This is a genomic window from Nostoc sp. (assembly GCF_036919615.1).
GTDB lineage: Bacteria > Cyanobacteriota > Cyanobacteriia > Cyanobacteriales > Nostocaceae > Nostoc.
Map to the genome: position 1 here is coordinate 60,727 of NZ_JBALCN010000009.1, position 23,634 is coordinate 84,360.

Annotated in this window: 22 protein-coding genes and 1 pseudogene; 14 read left to right on the forward strand and 9 right to left on the reverse strand. The window is 42.7% G+C overall.

The window, feature by feature from the left end; all coding sequences use genetic code 11:
- Positions 1 to 5 precede the first annotated feature (5 nt).
- Positions 6 to 464: a hypothetical protein gene (locus V7K48_RS03455; protein WP_335069629.1), complete on the reverse strand. Its 459-nt coding sequence runs from the start codon at positions 462 to 464 to the stop codon at positions 6 to 8.
- A gap of 164 nt (positions 465 to 628) precedes the next feature.
- Positions 629 to 1,621: a phenylalanine--tRNA ligase subunit alpha gene (gene pheS / locus V7K48_RS03460; protein WP_298906140.1), complete on the reverse strand. Its 993-nt coding sequence runs from the start codon at positions 1,619 to 1,621 to the stop codon at positions 629 to 631.
- A gap of 487 nt (positions 1,622 to 2,108) precedes the next feature.
- Between pheS and surE the strand changes: the two genes are divergently transcribed.
- From surE to V7K48_RS03485, 5 genes are all read left to right on the forward strand, one after another.
- Positions 2,109 to 2,906, forward strand: a complete 798-nt coding sequence (surE, locus tag V7K48_RS03465) for a 5'/3'-nucleotidase SurE (RefSeq protein WP_335069861.1) — start codon at positions 2,109 to 2,111, stop codon at positions 2,904 to 2,906.
- 287 nt (positions 2,907 to 3,193) lie between these two features.
- Complete coding sequence (locus V7K48_RS03470) at positions 3,194 to 4,090, forward strand: MBL fold metallo-hydrolase (protein WP_334978724.1); 897 nt, start codon at positions 3,194 to 3,196, stop codon at positions 4,088 to 4,090.
- Between the two features lie 1,137 nt (positions 4,091 to 5,227).
- The gene (locus tag V7K48_RS03475) at positions 5,228 to 6,328 is read left to right on the forward strand and encodes a bifunctional riboflavin kinase/FAD synthetase (RefSeq protein WP_335069631.1); all 1,101 of its coding nucleotides are present in this window, start codon (positions 5,228 to 5,230) and stop codon (positions 6,326 to 6,328) included.
- Positions 6,329 to 6,447: 119 nt separating this feature from the next.
- The gene (locus V7K48_RS03480; protein WP_335069633.1) at positions 6,448 to 6,669 is read left to right on the forward strand and encodes a hypothetical protein; all 222 of its coding nucleotides are present in this window, start codon (positions 6,448 to 6,450) and stop codon (positions 6,667 to 6,669) included.
- 45 nt (positions 6,670 to 6,714) lie between these two features.
- Positions 6,715 to 7,623 carry an AAA family ATPase gene (locus V7K48_RS03485; protein WP_335069635.1) on the forward strand — a complete coding sequence of 303 codons (909 nt, stop codon included), beginning with the start codon at positions 6,715 to 6,717 and terminating at the stop codon, positions 7,621 to 7,623.
- 18 nt (positions 7,624 to 7,641) lie between these two features.
- Here the strand turns inward: V7K48_RS03485 and V7K48_RS03490 are convergent, their stop codons facing one another.
- Positions 7,642 to 7,788: a hypothetical protein gene (locus V7K48_RS03490; protein WP_335069637.1), complete on the reverse strand. Its 147-nt coding sequence runs from the start codon at positions 7,786 to 7,788 to the stop codon at positions 7,642 to 7,644.
- Between the two features lie 811 nt (positions 7,789 to 8,599).
- Between V7K48_RS03490 and V7K48_RS03495 the strand changes: the two genes are divergently transcribed.
- Genes V7K48_RS03495 through V7K48_RS03510 form a run of 4 tightly spaced genes read left to right on the forward strand, consistent with a single transcriptional unit; the run spans position 8,600 to position 12,501 of the window.
- On the forward strand, positions 8,600 to 9,892 hold the full coding sequence (locus V7K48_RS03495) for an ATP-binding protein (RefSeq protein WP_335069639.1): 1,293 nt from the start codon (positions 8,600 to 8,602) through the stop codon (positions 9,890 to 9,892).
- Positions 9,882 to 11,711, forward strand: a complete 1,830-nt coding sequence (locus V7K48_RS03500; protein WP_335069641.1) for a tetratricopeptide repeat protein — start codon at positions 9,882 to 9,884, stop codon at positions 11,709 to 11,711. The genes V7K48_RS03495 and V7K48_RS03500 overlap by 11 nt, the downstream gene beginning before the upstream one ends.
- A 50-nt stretch (positions 11,712 to 11,761) precedes the next feature.
- Positions 11,762 to 12,178, forward strand: a complete 417-nt coding sequence (locus V7K48_RS03505; RefSeq protein WP_335069643.1) for a XisH family protein — start codon at positions 11,762 to 11,764, stop codon at positions 12,176 to 12,178.
- Positions 12,166 to 12,501, forward strand: a complete 336-nt coding sequence (locus tag V7K48_RS03510; protein ID WP_335069645.1) for a XisI protein — start codon at positions 12,166 to 12,168, stop codon at positions 12,499 to 12,501. The genes V7K48_RS03505 and V7K48_RS03510 overlap by 13 nt, the downstream gene beginning before the upstream one ends.
- A 620-nt stretch (positions 12,502 to 13,121) precedes the next feature.
- On the opposite strand, the gene V7K48_RS03515 is transcribed toward V7K48_RS03510, so the two are convergent.
- The 5 genes from V7K48_RS03515 to V7K48_RS03535 form a co-directional block, all read right to left on the reverse strand.
- Complete coding sequence (locus V7K48_RS03515; RefSeq protein ID WP_335069647.1) at positions 13,122 to 14,198, reverse strand: PstS family phosphate ABC transporter substrate-binding protein; 1,077 nt, start codon at positions 14,196 to 14,198, stop codon at positions 13,122 to 13,124.
- Between the two features lie 168 nt (positions 14,199 to 14,366).
- Positions 14,367 to 15,620 (reverse strand): serine/threonine-protein kinase, encoded by a 1,254-nt coding sequence (locus tag V7K48_RS03520; protein ID WP_335069649.1) that lies wholly within the window; start codon positions 15,618 to 15,620, stop codon positions 14,367 to 14,369.
- A 905-nt stretch (positions 15,621 to 16,525) separates the two neighbouring features.
- Positions 16,526 to 17,152 carry a cytochrome c oxidase subunit 3 gene (locus V7K48_RS03525; RefSeq protein ID WP_335069651.1) on the reverse strand — a complete coding sequence of 209 codons (627 nt, stop codon included), beginning with the start codon at positions 17,150 to 17,152 and terminating at the stop codon, positions 16,526 to 16,528.
- Positions 17,153 to 17,241: 89 nt separating this feature from the next.
- On the reverse strand, positions 17,242 to 18,978 hold the full coding sequence (ctaD, locus tag V7K48_RS03530) for a cytochrome c oxidase subunit I (RefSeq protein ID WP_335069653.1): 1,737 nt from the start codon (positions 18,976 to 18,978) through the stop codon (positions 17,242 to 17,244).
- Between the two features lie 83 nt (positions 18,979 to 19,061).
- Positions 19,062 to 20,144: a cytochrome c oxidase subunit II gene (locus V7K48_RS03535; protein WP_335069655.1), complete on the reverse strand. Its 1,083-nt coding sequence runs from the start codon at positions 20,142 to 20,144 to the stop codon at positions 19,062 to 19,064.
- 393 nt (positions 20,145 to 20,537) lie between these two features.
- On the opposite strand from V7K48_RS03535, the gene V7K48_RS03540 reads away from it, so the two are divergent.
- The 5 genes from V7K48_RS03540 to V7K48_RS03555 all read left to right on the forward strand — a co-directional run bounded on the left by V7K48_RS03540 (position 20,538) and on the right by V7K48_RS03555 (position 23,247).
- Positions 20,538 to 21,473 (forward strand): COX15/CtaA family protein, encoded by a 936-nt coding sequence (locus V7K48_RS03540; protein WP_335069657.1) that lies wholly within the window; start codon positions 20,538 to 20,540, stop codon positions 21,471 to 21,473.
- A 278-nt stretch (positions 21,474 to 21,751) separates the two neighbouring features.
- Entirely contained in the window at positions 21,752 to 22,708 is a 957-nt protein-coding gene (locus tag V7K48_RS03545; RefSeq protein WP_335069659.1) for a heme o synthase, read from the forward strand.
- Between the two features lie 155 nt (positions 22,709 to 22,863).
- Positions 22,864 to 23,040: a DUF6888 family protein gene (locus V7K48_RS03550; RefSeq protein ID WP_442949402.1), complete on the forward strand. Its 177-nt coding sequence runs from the start codon at positions 22,864 to 22,866 to the stop codon at positions 23,038 to 23,040.
- 17 nt (positions 23,041 to 23,057) lie between these two features.
- Positions 23,058 to 23,132, forward strand: coding sequence for a DUF6887 family protein (locus tag V7K48_RS34850; protein WP_442949403.1), 75 nt, complete (start codon positions 23,058 to 23,060; stop codon positions 23,130 to 23,132).
- On the forward strand, positions 23,107 to 23,247 hold the full coding sequence (locus V7K48_RS03555; RefSeq protein ID WP_335069663.1) for a hypothetical protein: 141 nt from the start codon (positions 23,107 to 23,109) through the stop codon (positions 23,245 to 23,247). The genes V7K48_RS34850 and V7K48_RS03555 overlap by 26 nt, the downstream gene beginning before the upstream one ends.
- Positions 23,248 to 23,412: 165 nt before the next feature.
- Here the strand turns inward: V7K48_RS03555 and V7K48_RS03560 are convergent.
- Positions 23,413 to 23,565, reverse strand: a pseudogene (locus tag V7K48_RS03560) (type II toxin-antitoxin system HicB family antitoxin); the annotation flags it as partial.
- Positions 23,566 to 23,634 lie beyond the last annotated feature (69 nt).

The window sequence follows — 23,634 nt, forward strand, 5'->3', positions numbered from 1 at the left end:
TTGGCTTATTCATACTCAACTTTCGCTTGAAGTGCTATATCGAAGGCTTCTAAATGTGACAAATCTTCAGCCCCCCATAGTTCACCGTTATTAATACCCTCTGGTTGTAATACGTTACAAATAGGCGGATTTAAAAAGATAGGTTTTTTTAGGGCAATAGCCCAGACATCAGATCCTTCATAACCACAACTATTTTTGTAGTCAACAAGACTTTCTCCTAATAAGTGCAAATCTTTATCGGCAGCAAAGCTTTTTTCATCATATTTAAAAATTTTTTCAACAGCTATCCATCCTACAATTCCATAAGAAGGAAATGTTTGCTCGTTCAATTCATAAGAAGCTATATATTTTTTACCTTCTTCTGAGTTATAAAAATCTAATGTATGAATTAATAATGTACTGTTTTTGTAATTAAATTCATGATTACTTGGGTCAAATATTACTAATGTTGTGTACTCACACATTAACAAACCTAGAGCTTCTTCAATAGTTTACCAAATTCATCAATCCCGAACTATTATTTAAAACCACAGATAATTCATGAGTATTTATCTGTGGTTCCATTTTCATCAAATTGACTTTTGTAAGAGATTTAGTAAACGCCTGATTATTTAAAGCGATCGCTTCCCTAAAATTGCTGCAAAAACCGCAAATCACTAGCATATAATCGGCGAATATCATCGATTTGATGTAACACCATTGCAAAGCGTTCTACACCAAAGCCGGCAGCAAACCCAGTATAAATTTCTGGGTCATAACCCACAGATTTAAGTACATTTGGATCGACCATACCGCAGCCCATCACCTCTAGCCAGCGCCCATTCCACTGCAAATCCACCTCAGCAGAGGGTTCGGTAAACGGGAAATAACTAGCGCGGAAGCGAATTGGTAACTCGCCAAATATTGCTTGTAAAAATACCTTAATTGTGCCCTTAAGGTCTGTAAAAGTGAGTCCCTCGTCAATGGCTAAAAGTTCTATTTGATGGAATACCGCTGAGTGAGTTGCGTCTACATTATCTCGCCGATAAACTCGCCCTGGAGCCACAACCCGAATCGGTGGTTCTTCTCTTTCCATGTAACGAATTTGCACTGATGAGGTATGAGTCCGGAGAAGATTACCATCTGGGAGGTAGAAGGTATCCTGCATATCACGGGCGGGGTGGTCAGGCGGGGTATTGAGAGCCTCGAAATTGTAGTAATCTGTTTCCATCTCCGGCCCTTGAGCCACGGTGTAGCCCATACCGACAAAGATATCCAGCGCCCGGTCGATAATACCATTGAGGGGATGAATGCGACCTTGGGGGCTGTAAATTCCGGGCATAGTTACATCCAGAGTTTCCGCCTCTAGCAAAGCTTGAATTTGTGCAGCTTCCAAGGCGGCGCGTTGCTGGTCTAGACTAGTTTGCAGGGATTCTTTGACTGTATTGGCGATCGCTCCAATTTTCGGTCGTTCCTCTGCACTCATTTGCCCCATACTTCGCAACAGTGCCCCCAGTTCCCCTTTCTTACCCAGATAGTTAACTCTGAGTTCCTCCAGACGTTCTAGGGTATCAGCGGCTGCGATCGCTTTTTCTCCTTCTTGCCGCAGTGCTAAAAGTTGAGCTTCTAAATTGCTAGTCATTAGTTATTAGTCATTGGTCATTAGTCATTAGTCTATAGTCAAAAGCTGTGAACTGCCCGATAAATAAACTTACAGCTATGCCATTAAATCAGCCAAAGCGCCCCTTCTCTGCGAGACGCTACGCGAACGGGGAAGTCAAAAGTCACTCATTCAAAAGTCAAACATTTTGAACCCTATAAATAAATTTAGGCGATGCACGCTCGCTAGCCGAAGTGGGCTTGTACCTTTTTCTTTCTGGTCAAAACCAAACTTCTGTTTATCAGTTAGAGACGATTGGGCTAGTACAGCTTGGCATAAATCCAGCTAACATCTCAATTAACAAGACTTGGCATTTAAGACTTGGGGCAAAATCCTCTTGTTAAAGGTAGGCAAACTGACGCCACAGTGTACTAGTGAGTATGAATATTTTTTTGCTGGCTGTGACCTGCGACATTGACAAATGGCTAATAACAAATAACTAATAACTAATGACCAATGACTAATGACTATGAAATTACTAATTAGCAACGATGACGGCATTTCTGCCTTGGGGATTCGTACCCTAGCCAACTACTTGGCAGAGGCAGGTCATGATGTTAGTGTAGTTTGCCCAGATCGAGAGCGATCGGCAACTGGACATGGGTTAACTTTACACCAACCAATTCGCGCCGAAATTGTTGAAGGGAGTTTTCATCCCGCTGTCAAAGCTTGGGCTTGCGATGGTACGCCTTCAGATTGCGTCAAATTGGCGCTGTGGGCTTTGCTAGATACTTCCCCCGATTTAGTTCTCTCTGGTATTAATCAAGGTGCGAATTTGGGAACTGAAATCTTGTATTCCGGCACTGTTTCTGCGGCAATGGAAGGTCTAATTGAAGGCATTCCTAGTGTAGCCCTAAGTCTTATTAGTCATACATTTAAAGACTTTCAACCTGCTGCTAAGTTTGCCAAAATTCTCGTAGATCAGTTAGCCGAAAAACCGCTGCCAGATTTGATGCTGCTCAACGTCAATATTCCTGCTGTTCAGTGGGAAGAAATTGCCGGAGTTACTCTTACCCGTCAAGGAGTGCGGCGTTACATTGATGTGTTTGATAAACGAGTTGATCCTCGTGGAAAAACGTACTACTGGTTAACCGGAGAGGTAATTGAGGATGTGGAACCCCCAACTGAATTAGATCTACTTCCAAATGTACCATTAGACGTGCATGTTGTACGTAAAAACTACATCAGTATTACTCCGTTACAATACAATCTTACCTACGCAGATGGACTAGATAAATTGTCTGAGTGGGAATTCAATATTTCGTGAATCATTTGATTTATCAGGATAAAACTGGGGTTATTTAAATGCGTTACAAAAAAATGTAGGCTATAACGTAGGGGCACTCTTGAAATAACTGATACACATCTACCCGAAAAACAGGAAAATTTTTCCTGAGACGATATCATCCACATTTACACAATCAGCCAGAAACAGGGTATGCTGTTTTACCAAGAAATCCTCCCTCTACCAAAATCGGTGAGACAGCATATACTTAGAAAAAAAAAGTAGCAATTTTTTCATTTATCGCCCGCTCAGTCCAGCAAGCAACACCCATGTCTAGGATAGAGAACCAATTTACCGTACAATTTTGGGGCGTTCGCGGCAGCATCCCCAGTCCAGGGCCACACACCGTTCGTTACGGCGGTAATACCCCTTGCATATCAATGCAAGCGGGCGATAAACGCTTAATTTTCGATGCTGGTACGGGACTACATGTTTTGGGGCAATCTTTGTTGCGCCAAATGCCGTTAGAAGGTCACATATTTTTTACCCACTCTCACTGGGATCACATGCAGGGTTTTCCCTTCTTTACCCCAGGATTTGTGAAAGGGAATGACTTTCATATCTACGGCGCGATCGCTCCTGATGGTTCTACCATAGAACAGCGCCTCAATGATCAAATGTTACACCCAAACTTTCCTGTACCCTTGCAGATTATGCAAGCCAATTTAAATTTCTACGACATTCGACCAGGGCAACCAATACATATCGATGACCTTACCGTAGAAACAGCACCTTTAAACCATCCAGGTGAAGCCGTAGGCTACCGTGTAAACTGGCATGGTGGTGCTGCTGTTTACATTACTGATACTGAACATTTTCCGGACCGACTCGATGACAATGTGCTTTGGCTAGCTCGTAATGCCGACATTATGATTTACGATTCTACCTACACGGACGAGGAATACCATTCCCCAAAATCCCCGAAAATTGGCTGGGGACATTCTACCTGGCAAGAAGCGGTGAAAGTGGCACAAGCTGCTAACGTCAAAACTCTGGTGATTTACCACCACGACCCCGCGCACGACGACGACTTTTTGGATCGTGTAGGGAAACAAGCAGCTGCGAAATTTCCTGGGGCGATCATGGCACGGGAAGGAATGGTACTTCAGGTTCCCACCTCAGTTTCCTTATCAGAATCTTTTCCTGTTAGGAAGTTTTCTGTCTAAAGATTGCGATCGGAGGAATTGGAGATTTTAGATTAGATTGGTGATCAGAAGCTTTCAGCGCGAGAGCGTACCTGTTGGCTGCACGGTGAGACAGCGCTGCCCAGAGTTGTCAGAGCGCCGACCACAGGATAAGGGCGACAACAGGAGGACATACATTTATAGATTCACAACACAGCCCAGACACCCACAGATGCCCTAAGATTGCGGCTGATGGAGGGTAACCTCGTTGCAGTCTCAGCACGAAACTAGAGCCTTTTTAGCTCTGATATTTGGGGTTATCTGGACTTAGCAATTAGCTGTCAACCAATTTTGGATTTTGGATTTTGGATTTTGGATTTCGGCTTCTCTACGAGACGCTGTTCGCGTTCGCTCAGTCGAACGATTTTAGATTTTGGTGAAGAGCGCAGTGAGCCAGGCAATAACAACGGGTTTCCCGACTAGAAGCGACTGGCTGTCTTCGTAGCGGTAGCGAGTCTTCTCCCTACAGCCCTTCTCTACGAGACGCTCTTGCGTTCGGGCATCCTACGGCAGGCGTTAGCCTCTGGCAATGTGAGAAGGGGAGACGTCTTGGACGATAGCGCAGCCTCTTCGAGTCATTGAGCGTCACCCGTAAGGGTCTTGGGGGTTTCCACGCCACTTGCTTTATGCCGGGGAACCCGTCCACCGCAGTGGCTCCCCATGAGCGACTGCACCAACCCGAAGGGATTGAAACAGACCACTGTCTTCTCTGCGAGACGCTCCGCGAACGTAGCAGAACGAAGTCCGGGTACTTGACTCTGATAGCGCAGCGTTAGCGACGTAGGAGCGTCGGATTTTAAATTAAGGATTTTGGATTTGTTTCGCCCTAACATAGCGAAGCATGAACCAAAAAATCTAAAATCTAAAATCTAAAATCTAAAATCTAAAATTCGTAGTCAAGCTAATAGCACAAGAAACCATCTTGGGTGACTTCCTGTGAGTTAGGCTTTGGCTAATAGCTAAAAGGGGTGGCATCAACCCCCTGGCTGATAGGATAAGACCTCATGGGCAGTTGGTGGAAGTTCAAGACTGTCTACAAAAGCTGTCCTCCTCAAAGCGGTTTACCATAGGGTAGCTTCCTGCTGATAGCTAAAATAAACCTAAAATCTCAGAATCCACGTGCTAAATTTGTCTAAAAATGGGTGTTCTGTGTGGGTTGCTCCTTCGAGCGAAGGGCTGCTAACGCCGACTGCTGTTGCCCTTGGCAAGTTTGATGGTGTTCATCTTGGTCATCAAAGGGTAATTCAACCAGTCTTGCACGCTGGTGGTCAGTTGTCAGTAGCTAGTAACCCGCAGTCAAACGAAAACCAACAACTAACAACAGACAACGGACAACTGACAAATAAAGAATATACCTACTCAACAGTTGTCACCTTTGACCCCCATCCACAGGAGTTTTTTACAGGGCAACCCAGGACTTTGTTAACGCCACTGGATGAAAAAGTCCAACAATTGCGATCGCTTGGGGTAGAACAATTGGTACTACTACCCTTTGACAAAGAATTATCTGCTCTGACCCCTGAAGAATTCGTCGAAAAAATTCTTGTGCAACAACTGCGATGCCAGCGAATTAGCATCGGGCAGGATTTTTGTTTTGGCGAAAAGCGCAGTGGTACTGCCAAAGATTTGCAATTACTCGCGGCCAAGCATAATATCCCCGTTACCATCGTTCCCTTACAAACTTATACAGGTGACTCACCTACCCAAAGCAGTTGTGTCAGTACTACTCCGACTCAAGATGCCCGCATTAGCACTTCATTGATCCGCCAAACCCTTGAGCACGGCGATATCGAAAACGCAAATCTACTACTAGGACGCCCTTACACTCTCCTTGGTGATGTCGTTCAAGGTCAACAATTGGGCAGAACAATTGGCTTTCCTACCGCCAACCTCCAACTACCAAAAGAAAAGTTTTTGCCCCGCCAAGGAGTCTATGCCGTCCGCGTTTTCACTCTCAATGAAACACCAGATGTTCCTCCAAGTGAGAGCTTGGGCATCATGAATATCGGTAGCCGCCCAACTGTAAATGGTACTTATTCATCTGCGGAAGTACATTTATTCGGTTGGTCTGGTGATTTGTATGGTAAAAAGCTGGCTGTGCAGCTAGTTAAATTTTTGCGCCCTGAACAAAAATTTCCTTCTCTAGAAGCCCTGAAAACACAAATTCAACTTGACTGCGTTATTGCTAGAGAAGTTTTGAGTGCTGGAGCGCAAAGTTAAAAGTTAGGAGTTATTCAATTTTGGATTTTAGATTTTAGATTTTTTCTTCAATCCCTTCGGCTTGGTGCAGTCACTCATGGGGAGCCACTGCGGTGGACGGGTTCCCCGGCATAAAGCAAGTGGCGTGGAAACCCCCTATAGCCCTTCTCTACGAGACGCTCTTGCGTTCGGGCATCCTACGGCAGGCGCTAGCCTCTCCCAATGGGAGAAGACCGCGCTGCTTCACCAAAATCCAAGTTGTGCTGTCAGCGCACCTTTGGTGCGACCAAAATCTAAAATTGACAGAGTTAGGAGTTTGGTGTGGGAACAATGTATTTAGAGAAATTGGGCATTGGGAATAATCCAGTCCCCATTCCCTATTCCCCAGTCCCCACTCCCCGCACCGCATGAGAGAAAAAATTGACGCCTTAACACAAAATCTGGCTCTTACCATCGTTGGCAAAACTGAGGCAATACGCTTAGTGCTAGTAGCCCTGCTAGGTGGTGGTCATGCCCTCCTAGAAGATGTCCCTGGTGTTGGTAAAACCCTGCTCGCTAAATCCCTAGCTCGTTCACTGGATGGCAAGTTTCAACGGCTACAATGTACTCCCGATTTACTGCCAACTGACATCACTGGCACCAACATCTGGAACCCAAAAAGCGGCGAATTTACTTTTCTGACTGGGCCAGTCTTTGCTAATATCCTCCTAACTGATGAAATTAACCGCGCTACACCCCGCACTCAGTCAGCTTTACTGGAAGTAATGGAAGAGCATCAGGTAACAGTCGATGGTGTCTCTCGTCCAGTTCCCCAGCCGTTTTTTGTCATTGCTACTCAAAACCCTATTGAGTATCAAGGTACTTTTCCTCTGCCGGAAGCGCAAATGGATCGGTTTATGTTGTCGCTGAGTTTGGGCTATCCTTCCGAGGCAGAAGAACTCCAAATGCTGCAAAATCTCCAAAATGGTGTGAAGGTTGCTGATTTGCAGCCTTGTATAACCTTGGCAGAAGTACAGGAATTGCGTTATCTCTGTTCTCAAGTAAAAGTGACAACTTCATTGCAACAGTACATCCTCGAATTGGTGCGGGCAACACGCCAAGATGAGGAAATCGCCCTTGGTGTCAGTCCGCGTGGCACATTAGCATTACAACGGGCTGCCAAAGCGTTAGCTTTTCTATTAGGGCGTGATTATGCTATCCCCGATGATGTAAAATTTCTCGTCCCTCACGTTCTTTGCCATCGCCTTATTCCCAGAGGAGGACGCAATGCAAGAACTGTTGTTGAGCGATTATTGCGATCGGTTTCTATTCCTTAATATAAAATCCAGAGCGAATTAAAAACTGTTAAGGACTGTGCCAATTGAGAGCGATCGCTCTGTCATCTCCGTCGTATTTGGTGCGACACTAAATAGCCCGCACTTCTGCTGCGTGTAGCTTGCTTCCACGTTCGCGTAGTGTCCCGCAGGGAAGTGGTACGACATGGTTCGACTGCGCTCACCAGCCGCTCAGTGACCATCGTAGACATCGCTGGACTGATTAAAACTCTAAAATCTAATCCCCACATTCCGCCCAAAAGTTGACTTGTGTGGCTTATACTCAAAGTGATGAAAACTTCAATGTTAGTAACCGCAGTTTTAATTTTTCTAATGACAGTTTTCTTTTAGGATGGTGACAACTATAGCCCTACTTAATCATTCGTAAACAACAAGATCCCCAACTTCTTTGAGAAGTCGGGGATCTGAGCCTAGCGATTTTCACAAATCAAATAAGATTGCTATAGTGAGCCAATACTAACAACCAACAGTTACCATCGCATCCTTCATAACTACCATCAGCCGTACTTTTACGGTGAAGCAAGCTACACGCAGCATTGGCCACGGAGAAAAATTTTGAACAGAAAAATCACTTTTTCAGACTGGATTGAGAAAAATCTCCTCTCTCAAGGATAGGAAGAGAGAACAGAAGCAAAGCAGGCTAAAAATTTAATTTTATTTATTTATTTATTTATTTATTTATTTATTAGGTAGCTTTCACTATCTTAAATGTATAATCTATCATTCATTACTATTTTTTAAATGTATAATCTATCATTCATTATTATTTATATCAACCTCTATTCCTTGTTTCTTGGTTAGGATTGTAGAAGGGAGAGTATCTTATTTTAAAACATCAGACAGTATCTACCTAGTAGTTATTTATTGACAGAGTTAGGAAAGTTACGCTTGCTTGGACTTTTACTTCAAAAATGATCAGCCATTATATGGATAGTTAGCACATTTACGGCACTATCCAATGTCTCAAGAATTATTAAACTCCTTTCAAGAAGCATACAGTAATCTCGAACTGTTTCCGTTGATGGAACAGAACGAAATGGAAAGATTTAGAGTCGAATATGGTGATGATTTGATTGCAGACCTTAACCAATTAGTGGAAGATAGTCCTAATAGAGATGGCAAAATTGTCTTTACAGGACATCGGGGATGTGGTAAGTCTACTTTGTTAGCTGAGTTTAGCAGACAAATTCAAAATAAATATTTTGTAGTTCTATTTTCGATTGCTGACAAAATTGAAATGTCTGCTGTTAATCATATTAATATACTGTTTGCGATCGCAGTTAATTTAATGACCGAGGCAGAAGCACGCCAAGTTGATATTCCTCAATTTACTAAAGAAGCTCTTTATAAGTGGTTTGCTACCCGCACTCGCACTGAAGAATTAAATTTGCAGGTAGAAGCTGGGATAGGTTTTGACCTCCTAAAATTGATTAGCTCTAAATTAAAAGCTGATGCTAGCGTTCGGGATGAAATTAAGCAAGAATTTGAACGAAAGTTATCAGATTTACTTGCCAGAATTAATGAAATTGCTGCTCTAATTCAAGCTGCAACTAAAAAAAACGTTTTAGTAATTATTGATGATTTAGACAAACTTGACTTAGGAAGAGTTAACGAAATTTATAGAGATAACATTAAAGCTCTCTGCCAACCTAACTTTCAAATTATTTACACTATCCCGATCGCAGTACTTCGTGAAACATTTATCAGCACAATAATTACCACTGAAACCAACGACCAGGTTGTGGCAATGCCTGTCTTAAAAATTTTCGAGAAAGGTAAAAATCGCTTCTTTAACGCCCAACCTCGCCCGGAAGCAACAAAGATTCTTGGTGAAGTTTTACAAAAGCGGATTTCCAGTGAATTAATCGCGGCAGAAACTGCTGAAAAAATTGTGATTTACAGTGGTGGTGTATTGCGAGAGTTAATTCGTATTTCTAAGGAATGTTGCCGCATTTGTTTGCGGATGATCCGGCGAAATCCCTCAGCAGAAGTTATTATTGACGATAAAATTCTCCTGGAAGCAATCAATAAAATTCGCAATGATTTTTCCATACGTTTAGGAAAAGTTGATATAGATATTTTGCAGAGTGTTTATGAACAATTTATGCCCAATGATCCGAAACAAGCAGAGTTTTTGGATTTGCTACATGGGCTGTATGTTCTAGAATATCGCACTGATGAAACTTGGTACGATGTTCATCCAATTATTATAGAAACCTTGAGAATAAAGGGAGCTATTAATGTTAAATGAAGAATGCTTAGATAAGCAGGGAGAAAATCAAGATGCATATGATGATTTAATTGTTTCTATTGAAGCTCAAAAACGGGGATTAAATTTACTGATTGCAGTTTGCAATGATGCTAGCTTTCGTGATGAGATTATTGCCCAATATGAAGCCGAGCTACAACCTAAGTTTCGTCCATATCGAGTGACTTTAGCACGTCAGGAGCCGAGCCTCAAAGCTGCTCTTAACCAACTGGTACAACAAGAAGAATATCTCCGTCAGCAGAACCTGGCGGTGATCACTGTGACGGGTGCTGAACAACTTTATTTTCTTCAACTTGGAAATGAGCAATCAGAACAGGAGAAATTTTTTGGTTACCTACAGTGGACAAGGGAAGGATTGCGGGAGTTTCCTTTCGCGATCGTGCTTTGGGTAACTAACCAAATTTTAGTCAACCTGATTAAAAAAGCCCCTGACTTTTGGAGTTGGCGTAACGGTGTATTTCGGTTTGAATCTAAAAAGACGAATGCTATTCCTGGTAAAGAACTAGAAAATATACGCTTTGTTTTTAGAGACACAGAATTAGCCAGCACAGATACTAATGAAAATAACCCCTTTTTCTTGCCCATTCAAGATTTACAAAGGCTAATCGAGAAAGTAGAACAGGAACAGGGAACTAAAAACCCCACTTTGGCTACCTTATATTCAAGGTTAGGTGATATTTACCGCAGCAGATTAGATCGGGGTGAATCTCAAAATTATCAAGAAGAACAGGAATTAGCAATTAAGTATTGGCGTCAGGCGAGTGAATTGCAAAATGAATTAGGTTTGCAGATAGACTTAGCTACTAGCCTCAACAATTTAGCAGGAATATATCGTGCAATAGGACACTACAGCGAAGCCGAACCTTTATATAAACAAGCTTTAGAATTGAGGAAACGCCTGCTAGGAGACAACCATCCTTCTTTTGCTACTAGCCTGAATAATTTGGCAGGACTCTACAAATCTACTGGACAATATAGTAAAGCGGAACTCTTATATCAACAAGCTTTGGAATTGAGGAAACACCTGTGGGGGGAAAACCATGCTGATGTTGTCGCCAGTCTGAACAATTTGGCACTACTATATGATGAACAAGGACGTTATCAGGAAGCAGAACCTTTGTATCTGCAATCATTAGAACTCGAAAAACGTCTGCTTGGCGAAAATCATCCTTCTTTCGCTCTCATACTGAATAATTTAGCGTTACTTTATTATCATCAAGGACGTTACAGTGAAGCTGAACCGTTGTCGCAACAAGCAACAGAACTAGATAAGCGATTTTTGGGAGAAGAGAATCCTGATGTTGCAACAGATTTGCACAATTTAGGTTTAATATACCGTGCTCAAGGACGCTATGATCAAGCTGAATCTTTGTTTTTGCAATCATTGGACATCAAGCAGTGTATATTGCAAAAGGCGCATCCGCTTTTAGCAGATACTATCTATGCTCTTGGTTATATGTACAGGGAGCAGGGGCGTTACAATGAAGCTGAACCCTTATGTATAAAAGCCTTAGAACTTGATAAGCACCTATTGGGAGAAAATCATCCTAATGTTGCCGAAAGTCTCAACAATTTGGCAGAAATCTATCGTGCTACAGAACGTTACAGCGAAGCGGAACTGCTTTATCTGCAAGCTTTAGATATTTGTGAACGAGTCTGGGGTATCAATCATTTTCGGAGTGTTAATGTTCGTCAAAATCTAGAAAAACTTGCCGCAGCAATGCAAAATAATGGAGAGTGCGATGTCTTGTCTACGACACGCTGCGCGAACGACAACCCCTTCGGGGAACGCATTACATAAAGCAAAAATATTATTTTGGGTTAAGCTGACTCTAATCTAGAGATAGCAAAATGGCTAAAGATGTTTTCCATCAACAGGTAAAAAAAGCATTAATTAAAGATGGGTGGATAATTACTCACGACCCTTTTACAATTCGGATTAGTGAAGCAATTAAACTACAAATAGATTTAGCCGCTGAAAATACCATTGCCGCAGAACGTAATACAGAGAAAATAGCTGTTGAAATTAAAAGTTTTATTGCAGATTCAGATATCAGTGAATTTCATACTGCACTCGGACAATATCTCAATTACTGCCAAGCTATAGAAGAACAAGAAGCAGACAGAGTGCTTTATCTAGCCGTTCCTATCGAAACATATCAAGATTTTTTTCAACTTTCTTTTGTTCAACGCGCCCTTCATCGTTACCAAGTTAAGTTGATAATTTACGACCCAAAACATCAGGAGATTCGGCTATGGATAAAATAAAAAGCTATCGACAACTTATCAAACAAATTTTGAGCGAACATCAAGAAATCGCATCTAATACCGATACTGTCAAATCACAATTAATTTTAGACAATGAAAATGACCATTATCAACTAGCTTACGTTGGTTGGCAAGGAGATAAGCGGGTGTTTGGCCCAGTCATGCATTTTGATATTCAAAATGGGAAAATATGGATTCAATATAATGGTACAGAAGAATCTGTTGCCGAACGATTGGTTGAGTTAGGTGTACCTTCTTCTGATATTGTCATTGGGTTTCATTCTCCTTTTAAACGTCAGTTTACCTCTTATGCTGTTGAATGATAGTTAACCTTAAAAATACTGGTAGCCATCAATTAAGCAATAATTTTCCTTTCCTAATATGCCTATTAATTATTACAATGATTAAAGTATCTATGGTAGTTTTAAACTGTAAATCTGGCGATGCAATTTTAAGTAAGGAAAAGGAACAAATCTTATTTCAGAGGCTTGGGGGTGAACTCATCCTTAATAGCCAATATTTTGTCTTAGAGAATGTACTTAACAGAGTAAAAGATATCAACTTACCTTATACTATTCGAGATATACAATCCCCTTTTTTATGATAGATTTGGTGTCAATCCAAATAAAACGGCTGTATTGCAAAAACCTTGCGGAGTGACAAACTTTTAAAGCCTTAGGAAAAAATCATTCTGCCGCAACTATTACTTTGTAAGCTCGTTTTGAGGGTTCGTAGTAAGCACTTTAGTGCTTAGAAAATAAGGACTTTAGTCCTTACTACAAACTTGCTTACCCATCAATTTAAACTTGACAGATTACTATCTGCATCGCGCAATCGCCCTCAACAATAACTAACAACTTGAGCTATAGTACACTGTTAACAAGGGGATTTTGCCCCAAGTCTTGTTAATTGAGATGGTAGCTGGATTTACGCGCCCGCTATACTAGCGAACCCCGACAAAACCAGCTTGCTCAATTGCCTTTTGCCCCTGGTCAGTTAATAAAAGTTTGGCATAGGCATCCCCAATCTGCTGTTCCCGACCTTTATTCTGCTTAATAATCACAGACAAGTTAGCGATAATAGGATAGCTGCGATTTTTGATAGCCTGAATATTTAGCTGGTTGCGCTGACGTGGACATTGCTTAGGCGATACCATAGGTTCGCGATAGGGGGAAATTAGCTGACCAGAAGTCTGACCTAATCGCAAAGCCTTCACACTACATTGAGGTACTACTGAACGGGCAGAAGCGTAATATACACCACCAGGGGTTTTGCTAAGTTGGCGCACTGCCTCTGTAGTAGAGTAGACATACTGCACATTAGAGCCAAGTGCTTGCTTTTTCAAGTCGCTGTTGCTAGGAAATATTACTGTATCTGCGTCCTTTGGTTGTTGGGAGAAAGGTGTGATTGGTAAGTTTGGCCCACCTACTTGATTCCAGTTAGTAATTTGCCCCAAATAAATTTTCTGCAATTGATCTACAGTTAAACCTGACACATTGAGTGATGGGTTGACTATCACTGCTATCCCATCCATACCCACCTGACGTTCCTCAAGGCTGAAGCCTCGCTCTTTTGCCATAGCTTGTTCTTCATCTGTAAGGGGACGGGAGGACTGAGCAAAGTCCAATTGTCCATCAAGCAACATCCGAATGCCTGAGCTAGAGCCAGGGCTACCACTAACAGGGTCTACGTAACGTAATTGTAGTTCAGGGCGAGCACTCTGGATCTGAGAATCTACCAATTGCCGGATAGATGCCCAAGCTGTACTGCCTCCGTAGTTAAATGAGGCAGTGGGGACATCAGCAACTGTCTGAAAAGTTGATGCAGTACTAAGGAGGGTGTTGGAACTTTGATTAGAGGAAGAGTTAACGCTATCGCGGGACAATAAATTCGGCTTGAGTAACCACCAAAGCAGTCCACCAATAACTATAAGTGTCAGCACTTTACCAATAATCAAACCTCTCAGAAAGAGGGCAATTTCACTATTAATTAAAGCTTTTTTTTGATTTGTATTGTCCATATCTTTAAATGTAGTTTCTTATGTTTATATTACAGGATTTTCTAAGTATTTATTCTCTAATAATGTCTAGAAATTTAAGTTATAAGTAAATCTTTAATAAACCAGTTAATAGACAGTTTTATGATTGCTAATACATGATTAATTCTTTTTAATCTAGTGAGATTCAATTTACTCTTTGGTAGTCTTTGTAATGGTGAAATTACTTTTATATACTCCTCTGTTAGTTACTGATTTTGCTACTAGGCTATTCACATTAACATTAGTAAACCTTGGCTCAATTAATTTTTCTGTAGAATTATTTAATTGAGTCGGTTGGTTTAAAGGCGATCGCCCTGTATTAATAAATGTAAAGATTAAAACTATTACTATAAAACTAGTAATAGTACCAAGCCCTATTCCCAGCAGCAAAATAAAATTTTTATAAGTTAGCAAATAGCTATCATCAGTGTTTTGGTTTATGGCAGCAGATTGTGAGGACTGTGACAACATCAGAATAGAATTAAGCGCTTGCAAAGCTTCTGTGGCAGATTGGTAACGCTGGCTAAAACGATCGCGAACCATTGTATCTAAAACATTTGCAAGAGCATCACTTACCCGTGCCTGATCACGCCAGATAACTTCTCCAGTGTTGGGATCTTCCTGTAATTGCTCGGGTATTAAACCTGTCAAAGCTTGAATGCCAATCATTCCTACTGCATAGATATCGCTGCAAAGTTTTGGCTTTCCCTTAGCCTGTTCACTTGGCATATAGCCAGGAGTCCCAACAGCAATTGTTAAACCTCCTCCCAAAGCACCAATTTTCTTAATACTCCCAAAATCAATTAGCACAATCTTCTGATCGGAGTGCCGCCGCATTAAATTTTGGGGCTTAATATCCCGGTGAATAATATTGTGTTGGTGGACGAAGGCTAGCACTTCCAGAATGTCTTTTAACAAATTTAAGACTGCATTCTCGCTAAGACGTTGACCTAGTACAATTTCTTGAGTTAAGGCATAACCGTCAATAAATTCCTGGACTAAATAGAAATCCCCATCTTCATTAAAATGGGCAAACAGTCTCGGAATTTGATTGTGATCATTGCCTAGCTGGTATAAAACTTCCGCTTCCCGCTCAAATAGCTTTTTAGCGATGGGTAAAACAGCAGGATTAGAATCTTTTGGGTGGAAATGTTTGACGACACAATGGGGTTGTCCTGGTAAATCCCGGTCTACAGCTAAGTAGGTATCACCAGATCCTCCACTTCCTAAGTGTTTGACAATCTCGAAGCGATTCCGAAGTATTTTTCTGGCGAGAGAGGATTCATGTCTGTTACGTCTAACACTTGCTAACAAGTAAGTATTACCATAGCCTCTGCTTCGCAACAGTTTGACAGTCTCATAGCGACTTCGGAGTGTTTTTCTAACTAGAGGGTTCTGGCTCATATAGCATATACTACTTCTTAATTTCCTGACCATTCAGAGCTTGGGTGAGGTTATGAATACCTGCCGCTAGATTTGTTGGTATTTAAGGAAGTCAGCTTCTCAGGCGACCTATGCTTTGGAGCAGTTTTATGGTTAGAGGGTTGATTGGTTCATTTAATACCTTTATTAGGTATCTTAATCTAAAATTTATTTCTTTAATGGTTCAATAATATCACGTAAGTAAATTTAACACTAGTCCATAGGATTTATAACTGTGGACAAGAGACAACATTTAGGAGTCAGGAAATTTTTTATTTTAACTGTTGGGTCTGATTACTGACAAAACCTTGACCAGTGGAATTTAAAGGCACAAATATCCTCACAGTGTTCACCAAAACTTTATTACCAGATTTTAGTGATTACTAACTGCGATCGCGTCATCATATCAACCTGATTTCGACAAAACTAAAAAAGAGCAGGTAAGTTCTTAAGGTAAATATCGAGTAATGGTTTTTGAAGTAAATAAGTATTAATTGTCAATCACTGACATATCAAGTTACAGCATATTAACTAGTTATTCAATAGTTTCTACAAAACATCCAACTTTTCCGACCTTTCCCACCTTTTACTCGCGCCTATATCACTTGCAATAACTCAGTTGGACTTAGCAAAACTCATAGTGCTAAAAATCTACGTTGGTTTTAATATATTTTCTGTAACTCTTGCTAGGTAAAGAATGAAACTGTTTAGATAATTTCCCAGATATTTTATCTTCTAAAAACTGTCCTCATTTAAGTTTTCCTCCCAGCTGATAGATAAAATAATCTGACATTAAGACAGATGCAACGGCAGCATTGTATAAAAAAAGCCCCCTATTGGGGGCATATTAAGTTGTTCGCGTGGAGTGAACAACTAATAATTAATACTCACAGTAGATAAAGTAATCCGAACAAAATAATCCAGATCACGTCAACGAAGTGCCAGTAGATTTCGGCTGCTTCAATGCCGAAGTGCTTTTCGTTACTGTAGTGACCCGGAATGCGTGATCGCCATAACACAGCAACAATCGCCAAAACGCCGATGGTAACGTGCAATCCGTGGAAACCAGTCAAAACGTAAAATGCACTAGCAAATAAATTGGTAGTTAAACCAAATTCTAAATGGGTATATTCATATACTTGACCCACCAAGAAGATCGCACCCATCGCAGCAGTAATTGCTAACCAGATTTGCGCACCCCGCGCATCGTTCTTTTTGATAGCAGTATCAGCATTGTGCATGACAAAACTACTAGAAATCAGATTGATGGTGTTCACTCCGGGTAACAATAGCTCTAACTCTGGGGTACCAGCTGGCGGCCATGTAGGTAAGGTAGCACGGAAAGCCAAGTAAGCTCCGAACAACCCCATAAAAATCATCCCTTCAGCAATCAGGAAGACAATTAGCCCAAACAAGCGATGGTCTGGATGTTCTTCGTGATGACCGACGGACGCTTCCGCCGCGTGGTGATGATTTAGTTCGGTTTTAGCTGGGTCAATAGTTTGACTTTGCATGAATTTTTAATGCCTAGAGGAGAAGGGGGCAGGGGGCAGGAGGTAGGGGGAGAAGAACTATTGATTATTGACCAATGCCGAATGCCCTGTTATTTGCGGTCTTCGGGATTGGCAGCAACCGCTGGGTCGGGTTCTGCTCTTAACACTGAGTTTGGCCCAGCAGATAAGACTGGATTGGGATCAGACAAAGGTACACCTTCTTTAGCCCTTTCCAAACCGTAGTCGTAGGGGCCGGTAGCCAGTACTGGGGTTTGATCAAAATTTTCGATCGCTGGCGGTGAGGTTGTCATCCACTCTAAGGTAAGTGCCCTCCAGGGATTATTAGCAGCTTTCTCTCCGTACAACCAACTCCAAATCGCATTGAAGATGAAGGGAAATGTTGAAACTGCTAGTATGTAAGCGCCATAAGTGCAGATTTCGTTGAGAAAGGTAAATTTGGGGTCATACTGGGCGATACGGCGGTTCATGCCCATTAATCCCAGCTTGTGCATGGGTAAGAAGGTCATGTTTAGACCAACAATTGTCAAGGCAAAATGAACCTTACCCCAAAATTCGTTCAGCATCCGTCCCGTCATTTTCGGGAACCAGTGATAAATCGCCGCATAAATGCCGAGAACACTACCACCAAATAGAACGTAATGCAAGTGTGCCACCACAAAATAGGTGTCATGAACGTGAATGTCAAAGGGCACTGCTGCCAACATTACGCCACTGATACCACCAATCACAAATGTGCCAACAAAGCCCATTGCGAATAGCATGGCACTATTGAGTTGGATTTTTCCACCCCACATGGTTGCTAACCAGCTGAAAATTTTAATTCCCGTGGGTACGGCAATGATCATGGTGGTGATCATAAAGAACATCCGTAACCAACCGGGGATACCGCTGGTAAACATGTGATGCGCCCAAACAATTAGCCCCAGAAAGCTAATGGCTAGAGACGAATAGGCGATCGCTTTATACCCAAAAATCGGCTTGCGGGAATGCACGGGGATTATTTCCGAAATTGCCCCAAAAAAGGGCAAAATCATGATGTAAACTGCTGGGTGAGAGTAAAACCAGAACATATGCTGGTACACAACTGGGTCGCCGCCGCCAGTTGGATTAAAAAATGTTGTCCCGGCAATTAAGTCAAAGGAAAGCAGAATTAGACCTGCTGCTAACACTGGCGTAGATACCAAAGTCAATGCCGAGGTAGCAAACATCGCCCAGCAGAACAAGGGCATTTGGTGAACCCCCATAGCAGGGATACGCATCTTCAGCAATGTGACGAGGAAATTGATTGCCCCCAAAATCGATGACGTACCTAGTAGGAGGACGCTCATAATCCAAATTCCCTCACCTACTTGACCTGTTACCAAGCTCAGGGGAGGGTAGGAAGTCCAACCCGCATCCGGTGCATCGCCTACCACTAAACTAGTGATCAACAATAAACCCGCAGGGGGAATCATCCAAAAGGCAACAGCATTCAAGCGCGGAAATGCCATATCCTTGGCCCCAATCATCAAGGGGATGAGGAAGTTAGCAAAACCTGCACCAGCTGGCACGATCCACAAGAAAATCATGATCGTGGCGTGCAGCGTAAATAAGCTGTTGTAGACTTCAGGGGTGACAAAATCGACTTCTGGGGTTCGCAGTTCTGTACGAACCAAGTCAGCCATCACGCCACCAATGCAGTAGAAAATGAACGTAGTGACTAGGTATTGAATCCCAATCACCTTATGGTCGGTGTTGAAGCCAAAGTAGTCTTGCCATTTTCTGATCCCTGGTTCCTCAAGAAGGGCAGGGATATTGGCAGTTTCTTGCAACTGAGCTTGTGTCATAAGAGTTCTGAGTCTTGAGTCCTGTTAGCGATCGTGGGGCGTTTAGCCCGTTGTGAGTTATTACTTTTGACGTGGACTGTTGACTATTTGTGAATTTGATGTAACACTTCTGGCTGAATTCCCATGTCCTTGGTGTAAGGGGCGAGAAATTCATTTGGGGATAGATTCGCAGGGTTAACAGCAACGGCTTGATTTAGTGTTTCCTTGCTGGCAACTAGCTGCTCTTGCTGCCATTTGTCAAAGGCTTCTTCTGTTTCAACGACTACTGATGCTCTCATCGCACCGTGATATGGGCCACAAAGTTCAGCACAAATCAGAGTATAATCGCCTGCTTTTTTGGGTGTGAAGCGAATCTCGCTTTGTCTACCAGGGATCGCATCTTGTTTCAGGCGGAACTCTGGCACCCAGAAGGCGTGAATAACATCGTTGGCTGTCATATTGATTTGCACTTCTCGCCCGATGGGGACGTGCATTTCACTTGTAGTTATACCAGTTTCAGGATAGGTGAAAATCCAGGCATATTGTAGACCTGTGACGTTGACCCGCAATTCTGGTGGTTTGCCTGCTTGATCAGGACTGCCCCCAATTGTCGGAGCAACAATACCGACACCAGGGGCATTCCGCAGTTGGGGAATTTGGTCAGCATTACGAACTTCTGCGGTAGCTGGGTCTTGCATTGCCTGATCAGATTTTTCTTGATTCAGGTTGGGTTCGATGCTGGGAGGAGTATCGCTTAAAGTTGCTGCCATAGCACTTCCTGGCATTGTCATCGACTCCTGATGCATCGGCGCTTCATGGATAGCATGGGGATCGAAGCCACCGATTTCGTTGTAAACATCAAAACTGTAAACAGAAATACCGAGAACGATAATTGCTGGGATCGCCGTCCAGAGAATTTCTAGAGGTACATTGCCCTCAACTGGTGGGCCGTCTTCATTATCACCTGCACGCCGACGGTATTTGAATGCAGAGTAAATTAAAATACCTTCTACGAGCAGGAATATACCTGTAGAAATGATCATCATCGCGTTGAACAGACCATCCACTAATACGGCTTCATCCGTGGCTGCTGTTGGCAACAGACCGTGATTTTGACCGTACCAAAGGCTGGCTAGCGTTAGCACGATGCCAATGAGTAATGTCCAGATTGAACTTGGAATCTTCACGGCTTACTTAATTTAATTTACTACGTTATTTCAAAGCTACTCACTTACTAAGGTAGTCTAGGCCAGAAGGCATGGAGTCCAAAGGTCTGAAATTTTTATTAATTTTTTTGACTATTTTACTAATTTTGGGTAGAAGGTGACTATCAAACTACTGCCAAAAGTAGATGTAAATCAGTGGAAAAATTTAGGATGCTTAAATTAATTGTGATTAATCAATTTTTCACATCTTGAAAAATACCTAAAGCTTCAGGCAAAACGTCGCTAAAGTGATTCAAAGTATAAGTGAGTGCTAATCTATAAACCTTTAGCCTATACGCTAGGGTGAAGATGGGACGCTAAAAGAAAATTGAAAATTTTAAGAGATCCACCAAGAGCGGGCAGAAGGTATCGTTAATGAGCGAATTTGTCCTACAACAACAAAATGAAGCGGCACTTCAACAGCAAAAGCCCAAGGAAATGATTCGGCGCTTGGTGTGGAAAATGTGCATAGCCACCTTAATTTTGATGGCAATAGGCAGTGCCACCCGCGTGATGAATGCTGGACTTGCTTGCCCAGACTGGCCCTTATGCTATGGCGAACTCGTGCCAGCCAAGCAAATGAATCTCCAGGTGTTCCTGGAGTGGTTTCACAGATTGGATGCAGCTTTAATTGGTGTAAGCGCGATCGGACTTTTCGGTTTGTCCTGGTGGCATCGTCGTTTCTTACCATCTTGGCTGCCTTGGGCATCCACATTCGCCCTGTTTCTAATCGTCTTCCAAGGTATCTTGGGGGGACTTACCGTTACCGAACTGTTGCGGTTTGATATCGTCACCGCTCATTTAGGAACAGCACTGTTGTTTTTTACCACCCTCCTGGTTATCGGCACAGCACTCACTCCCTATCAGGGGAATAGAACCGTTGGTAAGTTGCCTTGGGTCGGTTTAACTGCCGCTGTTCTGGTTTACCTGCAAAGTCTGCTAGGTGCTTTGGTAGGCTCTCGCTGGGCGCTACACCAATGTCTCGGCGGTTCTCAACTTTGTACCGTGATGTACAGCCATATTGCTGGTTTGGTGCCACCAACGGTGACAACCTTGGCAATGGTATTTATCTGTTGGCGTACACCAGCACTACATCCAGCCTTACGGCGACTGGCAAATATGGCTGGTGCGTTGTTGAGCTTACAAATCTTGTTGGGATTCGCCACTTTCAAATTACATCTCCAAGTCGAGCCTCTGACCGTCTCTCACCAAGCTATAGGAGCTGCTTTGCTGGGTACTTTAGTGGCTTTCACAGTTCTCGCACTGCGTGACTCAGTGAGTGCTGAGTCACGGGTGCTGAGTCACGGGTAAGGAATGAGGGAGATGAGGGAGCAGGGGAGGCAGGGGAGGCAGGGGAAGAATTCCTAACTCTTAACTCTTGTATAGACGCGATTAATCGCGTCTCTCCTAACAGACGCGATTAATCAGCGTCTCTACTCCTAACTCAGCACTCAGCACTGATGGAAGGCGCAACGGCGAGTATTGCGACCCACGCAGGTGCAGAAAATCTGTGTTTTCGTTTGCCTGAAAGAGCCAGCTTGAGCGGGGGCTGCATATAAGTTGTTGAAAAATAAGGAACCAGAGCCAAAATGATTGAGACTAATGTCTCTCGCCACCACGAAACATTTTTACAGGTAATTCAAAGTTACTACCAGCTAACGAAGCCTCGGATTATTCCGTTGCTTTTGATTACCACGGCTGGGAGTATGTGGATTGCTGCTAAGGGAGAAGTCGATCCATTGCTGTTGCTAGTAACTCTCACTGGCGGCACCTTGGCGGCTGCAAGCGCCCAGACAATTAACTGTGTCTATGACCGGGATATTGATTATGACATGGAGCGGACGCGCCATCGTCCCATGCCTTCGGGTAAGGTGCAGCCGCGCGATGCTCTAATTTTTGCGATCGCACTGGCGACGATTTCCTTTACACTCCTGGCAGTATTTGCCAACCTGTTAGCCGCCCTGCTAGCCTTCTCTGGCATCGTCTTTTATATTTTGGTCTATACCCACTGGCTGAAACGCCACAGCACCCAGAATATTGTCATTGGTGGGGCCGCTGGGGCAATTCCGGCGTTAGTGGGTTGGGCTGCTGTCACGGGCACATTAAGCTGGTCAGCATGGCTAATTTTTGCGATCGTCTTTTTATGGACACCGCCCCATTTTTGGGCGTTAGCTCTAATGATTAAAGATGACTACGCAAAAGTTGGGATACCAATGTTACCTGTGATTGAAGGTACTACGGCAACAGTGAAGCAGATTTGGTACTATACCCTGCTTACCGTAGTTGCAACCGTGTTATTGGTTTATCCCTTGGGAGCAAGTGGAATTCTTTATGCTGTGATCGCCCTAATTCTGGGAGGATTATTTATCTACAAATCTTGGCGGTTGTTGCAAAATCCAGAGGATCGCACTGTAGCTAGAGAATTGTTTCTCTATTCCATCTCCTACATGATGCTGTTGTGTCTGGGTATGGTAGTAGATAGCCTGCCGATTACCCATAATCTAATCAGTGCGGGGATCAATCAGCTGTATTTATTAATCGGCTAATTCTTAGTTGGGGATTTCAGCCTCCAGAAATCGGGTTTGAGAAAAACCCGGTTTCTTCAAGGCGCGTAGGTGTAGCCCAACCTAGGCATCGCTCTTGCTCTGCTACTTCTAAAGTTTTAGACTGATAGATACAACATATTGAGAACTACTAAATTATTCCAACAGCCGAACAAACTCTACAGTGCTTTCTTCTTTGCCGAAGACTAACTATGATCTATCGACCTGTTTATCTAGTACGTTTAGATGAACGCACAGGTGAAGTAGTCATCATAGCTGGTGAAGAAACCGAGATAGCAATTCAGCGTGATGGGAAATGGATATTTAAAATATGAAACCAAATTTTAATGAAATGAGCCTCAAAGAATTACGAGTCTATGTGCTAGCTCATCAAGACGATAATGAAGCTTTCTATTTACATGGATAAGTCAAAGACAAAAGGAAATTGGGTAACAATGCTACCTCTAAATTCAATGGATGACTTTGATAATTGCCCTGAGTTTCTTGATAAAATCGGTAAAAACGGTGAAGGTCAAGTATAATTTAACTAGTCAAGTGATCGCGTTGGGAAAAGGGTGCGATCGCATTTTAAAAAATTCAAAAATATACATAATAATTAGAGTCTGGCGAATTTGCGATGTCTACGACGGGCGTAGCTGCGGCAACTAAAGTTTTAGTCATAAACTACTAAATTTTACGATCGCTCATCAGACAATAATCTCTCGTGCGATCGCACCAGGGGCTAACTCAATTGATTCCAGCTGTAAATACAATTGAATTGCTTCTTTAATATTTTCTAAAGCTTCTTCTTCTTTTTCTCCTGCTGAAGTACAGCCGGGTAACTCTGGACACCATACAGCCTAATCGCCTGTTTCTAGTACAAGGCGGCGGAAAATAAGCAAACCATTAAAGAGCCAAAACTTTTGAGG

Bases quoted from the DNA above. Each gene is read 5' to 3' on its own strand.
- V7K48_RS03455 (WP_335069629.1), bottom strand. From the start codon at position 464: ATGTGTGAGTACACAACATTAGTAATATTTGACCCAAGTAATCATGAA.
- pheS (WP_298906140.1), bottom strand. From the start codon at position 1,621: ATGACTAGCAATTTAGAAGCTCAACTTTTAGCACTGCGGCAAGAAGGA.
- surE (WP_335069861.1), top strand. From the start codon at position 2,109: ATGAAATTACTAATTAGCAACGATGACGGCATTTCTGCCTTGGGGATT.
- V7K48_RS03470 (WP_334978724.1), top strand. From the start codon at position 3,194: ATGTCTAGGATAGAGAACCAATTTACCGTACAATTTTGGGGCGTTCGC.
- V7K48_RS03485 (WP_335069635.1), top strand. From the start codon at position 6,715: ATGAGAGAAAAAATTGACGCCTTAACACAAAATCTGGCTCTTACCATC.
- V7K48_RS03490 (WP_335069637.1), bottom strand. From the start codon at position 7,788: ATGTCGTACCACTTCCCTGCGGGACACTACGCGAACGTGGAAGCAAGC.
- V7K48_RS03495 (WP_335069639.1), top strand. From the start codon at position 8,600: ATGTCTCAAGAATTATTAAACTCCTTTCAAGAAGCATACAGTAATCTC.
- V7K48_RS03500 (WP_335069641.1), top strand. From the start codon at position 9,882: ATGTTAAATGAAGAATGCTTAGATAAGCAGGGAGAAAATCAAGATGCA.
- V7K48_RS03505 (WP_335069643.1), top strand. From the start codon at position 11,762: ATGGCTAAAGATGTTTTCCATCAACAGGTAAAAAAAGCATTAATTAAA.
- V7K48_RS03510 (WP_335069645.1), top strand. From the start codon at position 12,166: ATGGATAAAATAAAAAGCTATCGACAACTTATCAAACAAATTTTGAGC.
- V7K48_RS03515 (WP_335069647.1), bottom strand. From the start codon at position 14,198: ATGGACAATACAAATCAAAAAAAAGCTTTAATTAATAGTGAAATTGCC.
- V7K48_RS03520 (WP_335069649.1), bottom strand. From the start codon at position 15,620: ATGAGCCAGAACCCTCTAGTTAGAAAAACACTCCGAAGTCGCTATGAG.
- V7K48_RS03525 (WP_335069651.1), bottom strand. From the start codon at position 17,152: ATGCAAAGTCAAACTATTGACCCAGCTAAAACCGAACTAAATCATCAC.
- ctaD (WP_335069653.1), bottom strand. From the start codon at position 18,978: ATGACACAAGCTCAGTTGCAAGAAACTGCCAATATCCCTGCCCTTCTT.
- V7K48_RS03540 (WP_335069657.1), top strand. From the start codon at position 20,538: ATGAGCGAATTTGTCCTACAACAACAAAATGAAGCGGCACTTCAACAG.
- V7K48_RS03545 (WP_335069659.1), top strand. From the start codon at position 21,752: ATGATTGAGACTAATGTCTCTCGCCACCACGAAACATTTTTACAGGTA.
- V7K48_RS03555 (WP_335069663.1), top strand. From the start codon at position 23,107: ATGAAGCTTTCTATTTACATGGATAAGTCAAAGACAAAAGGAAATTGG.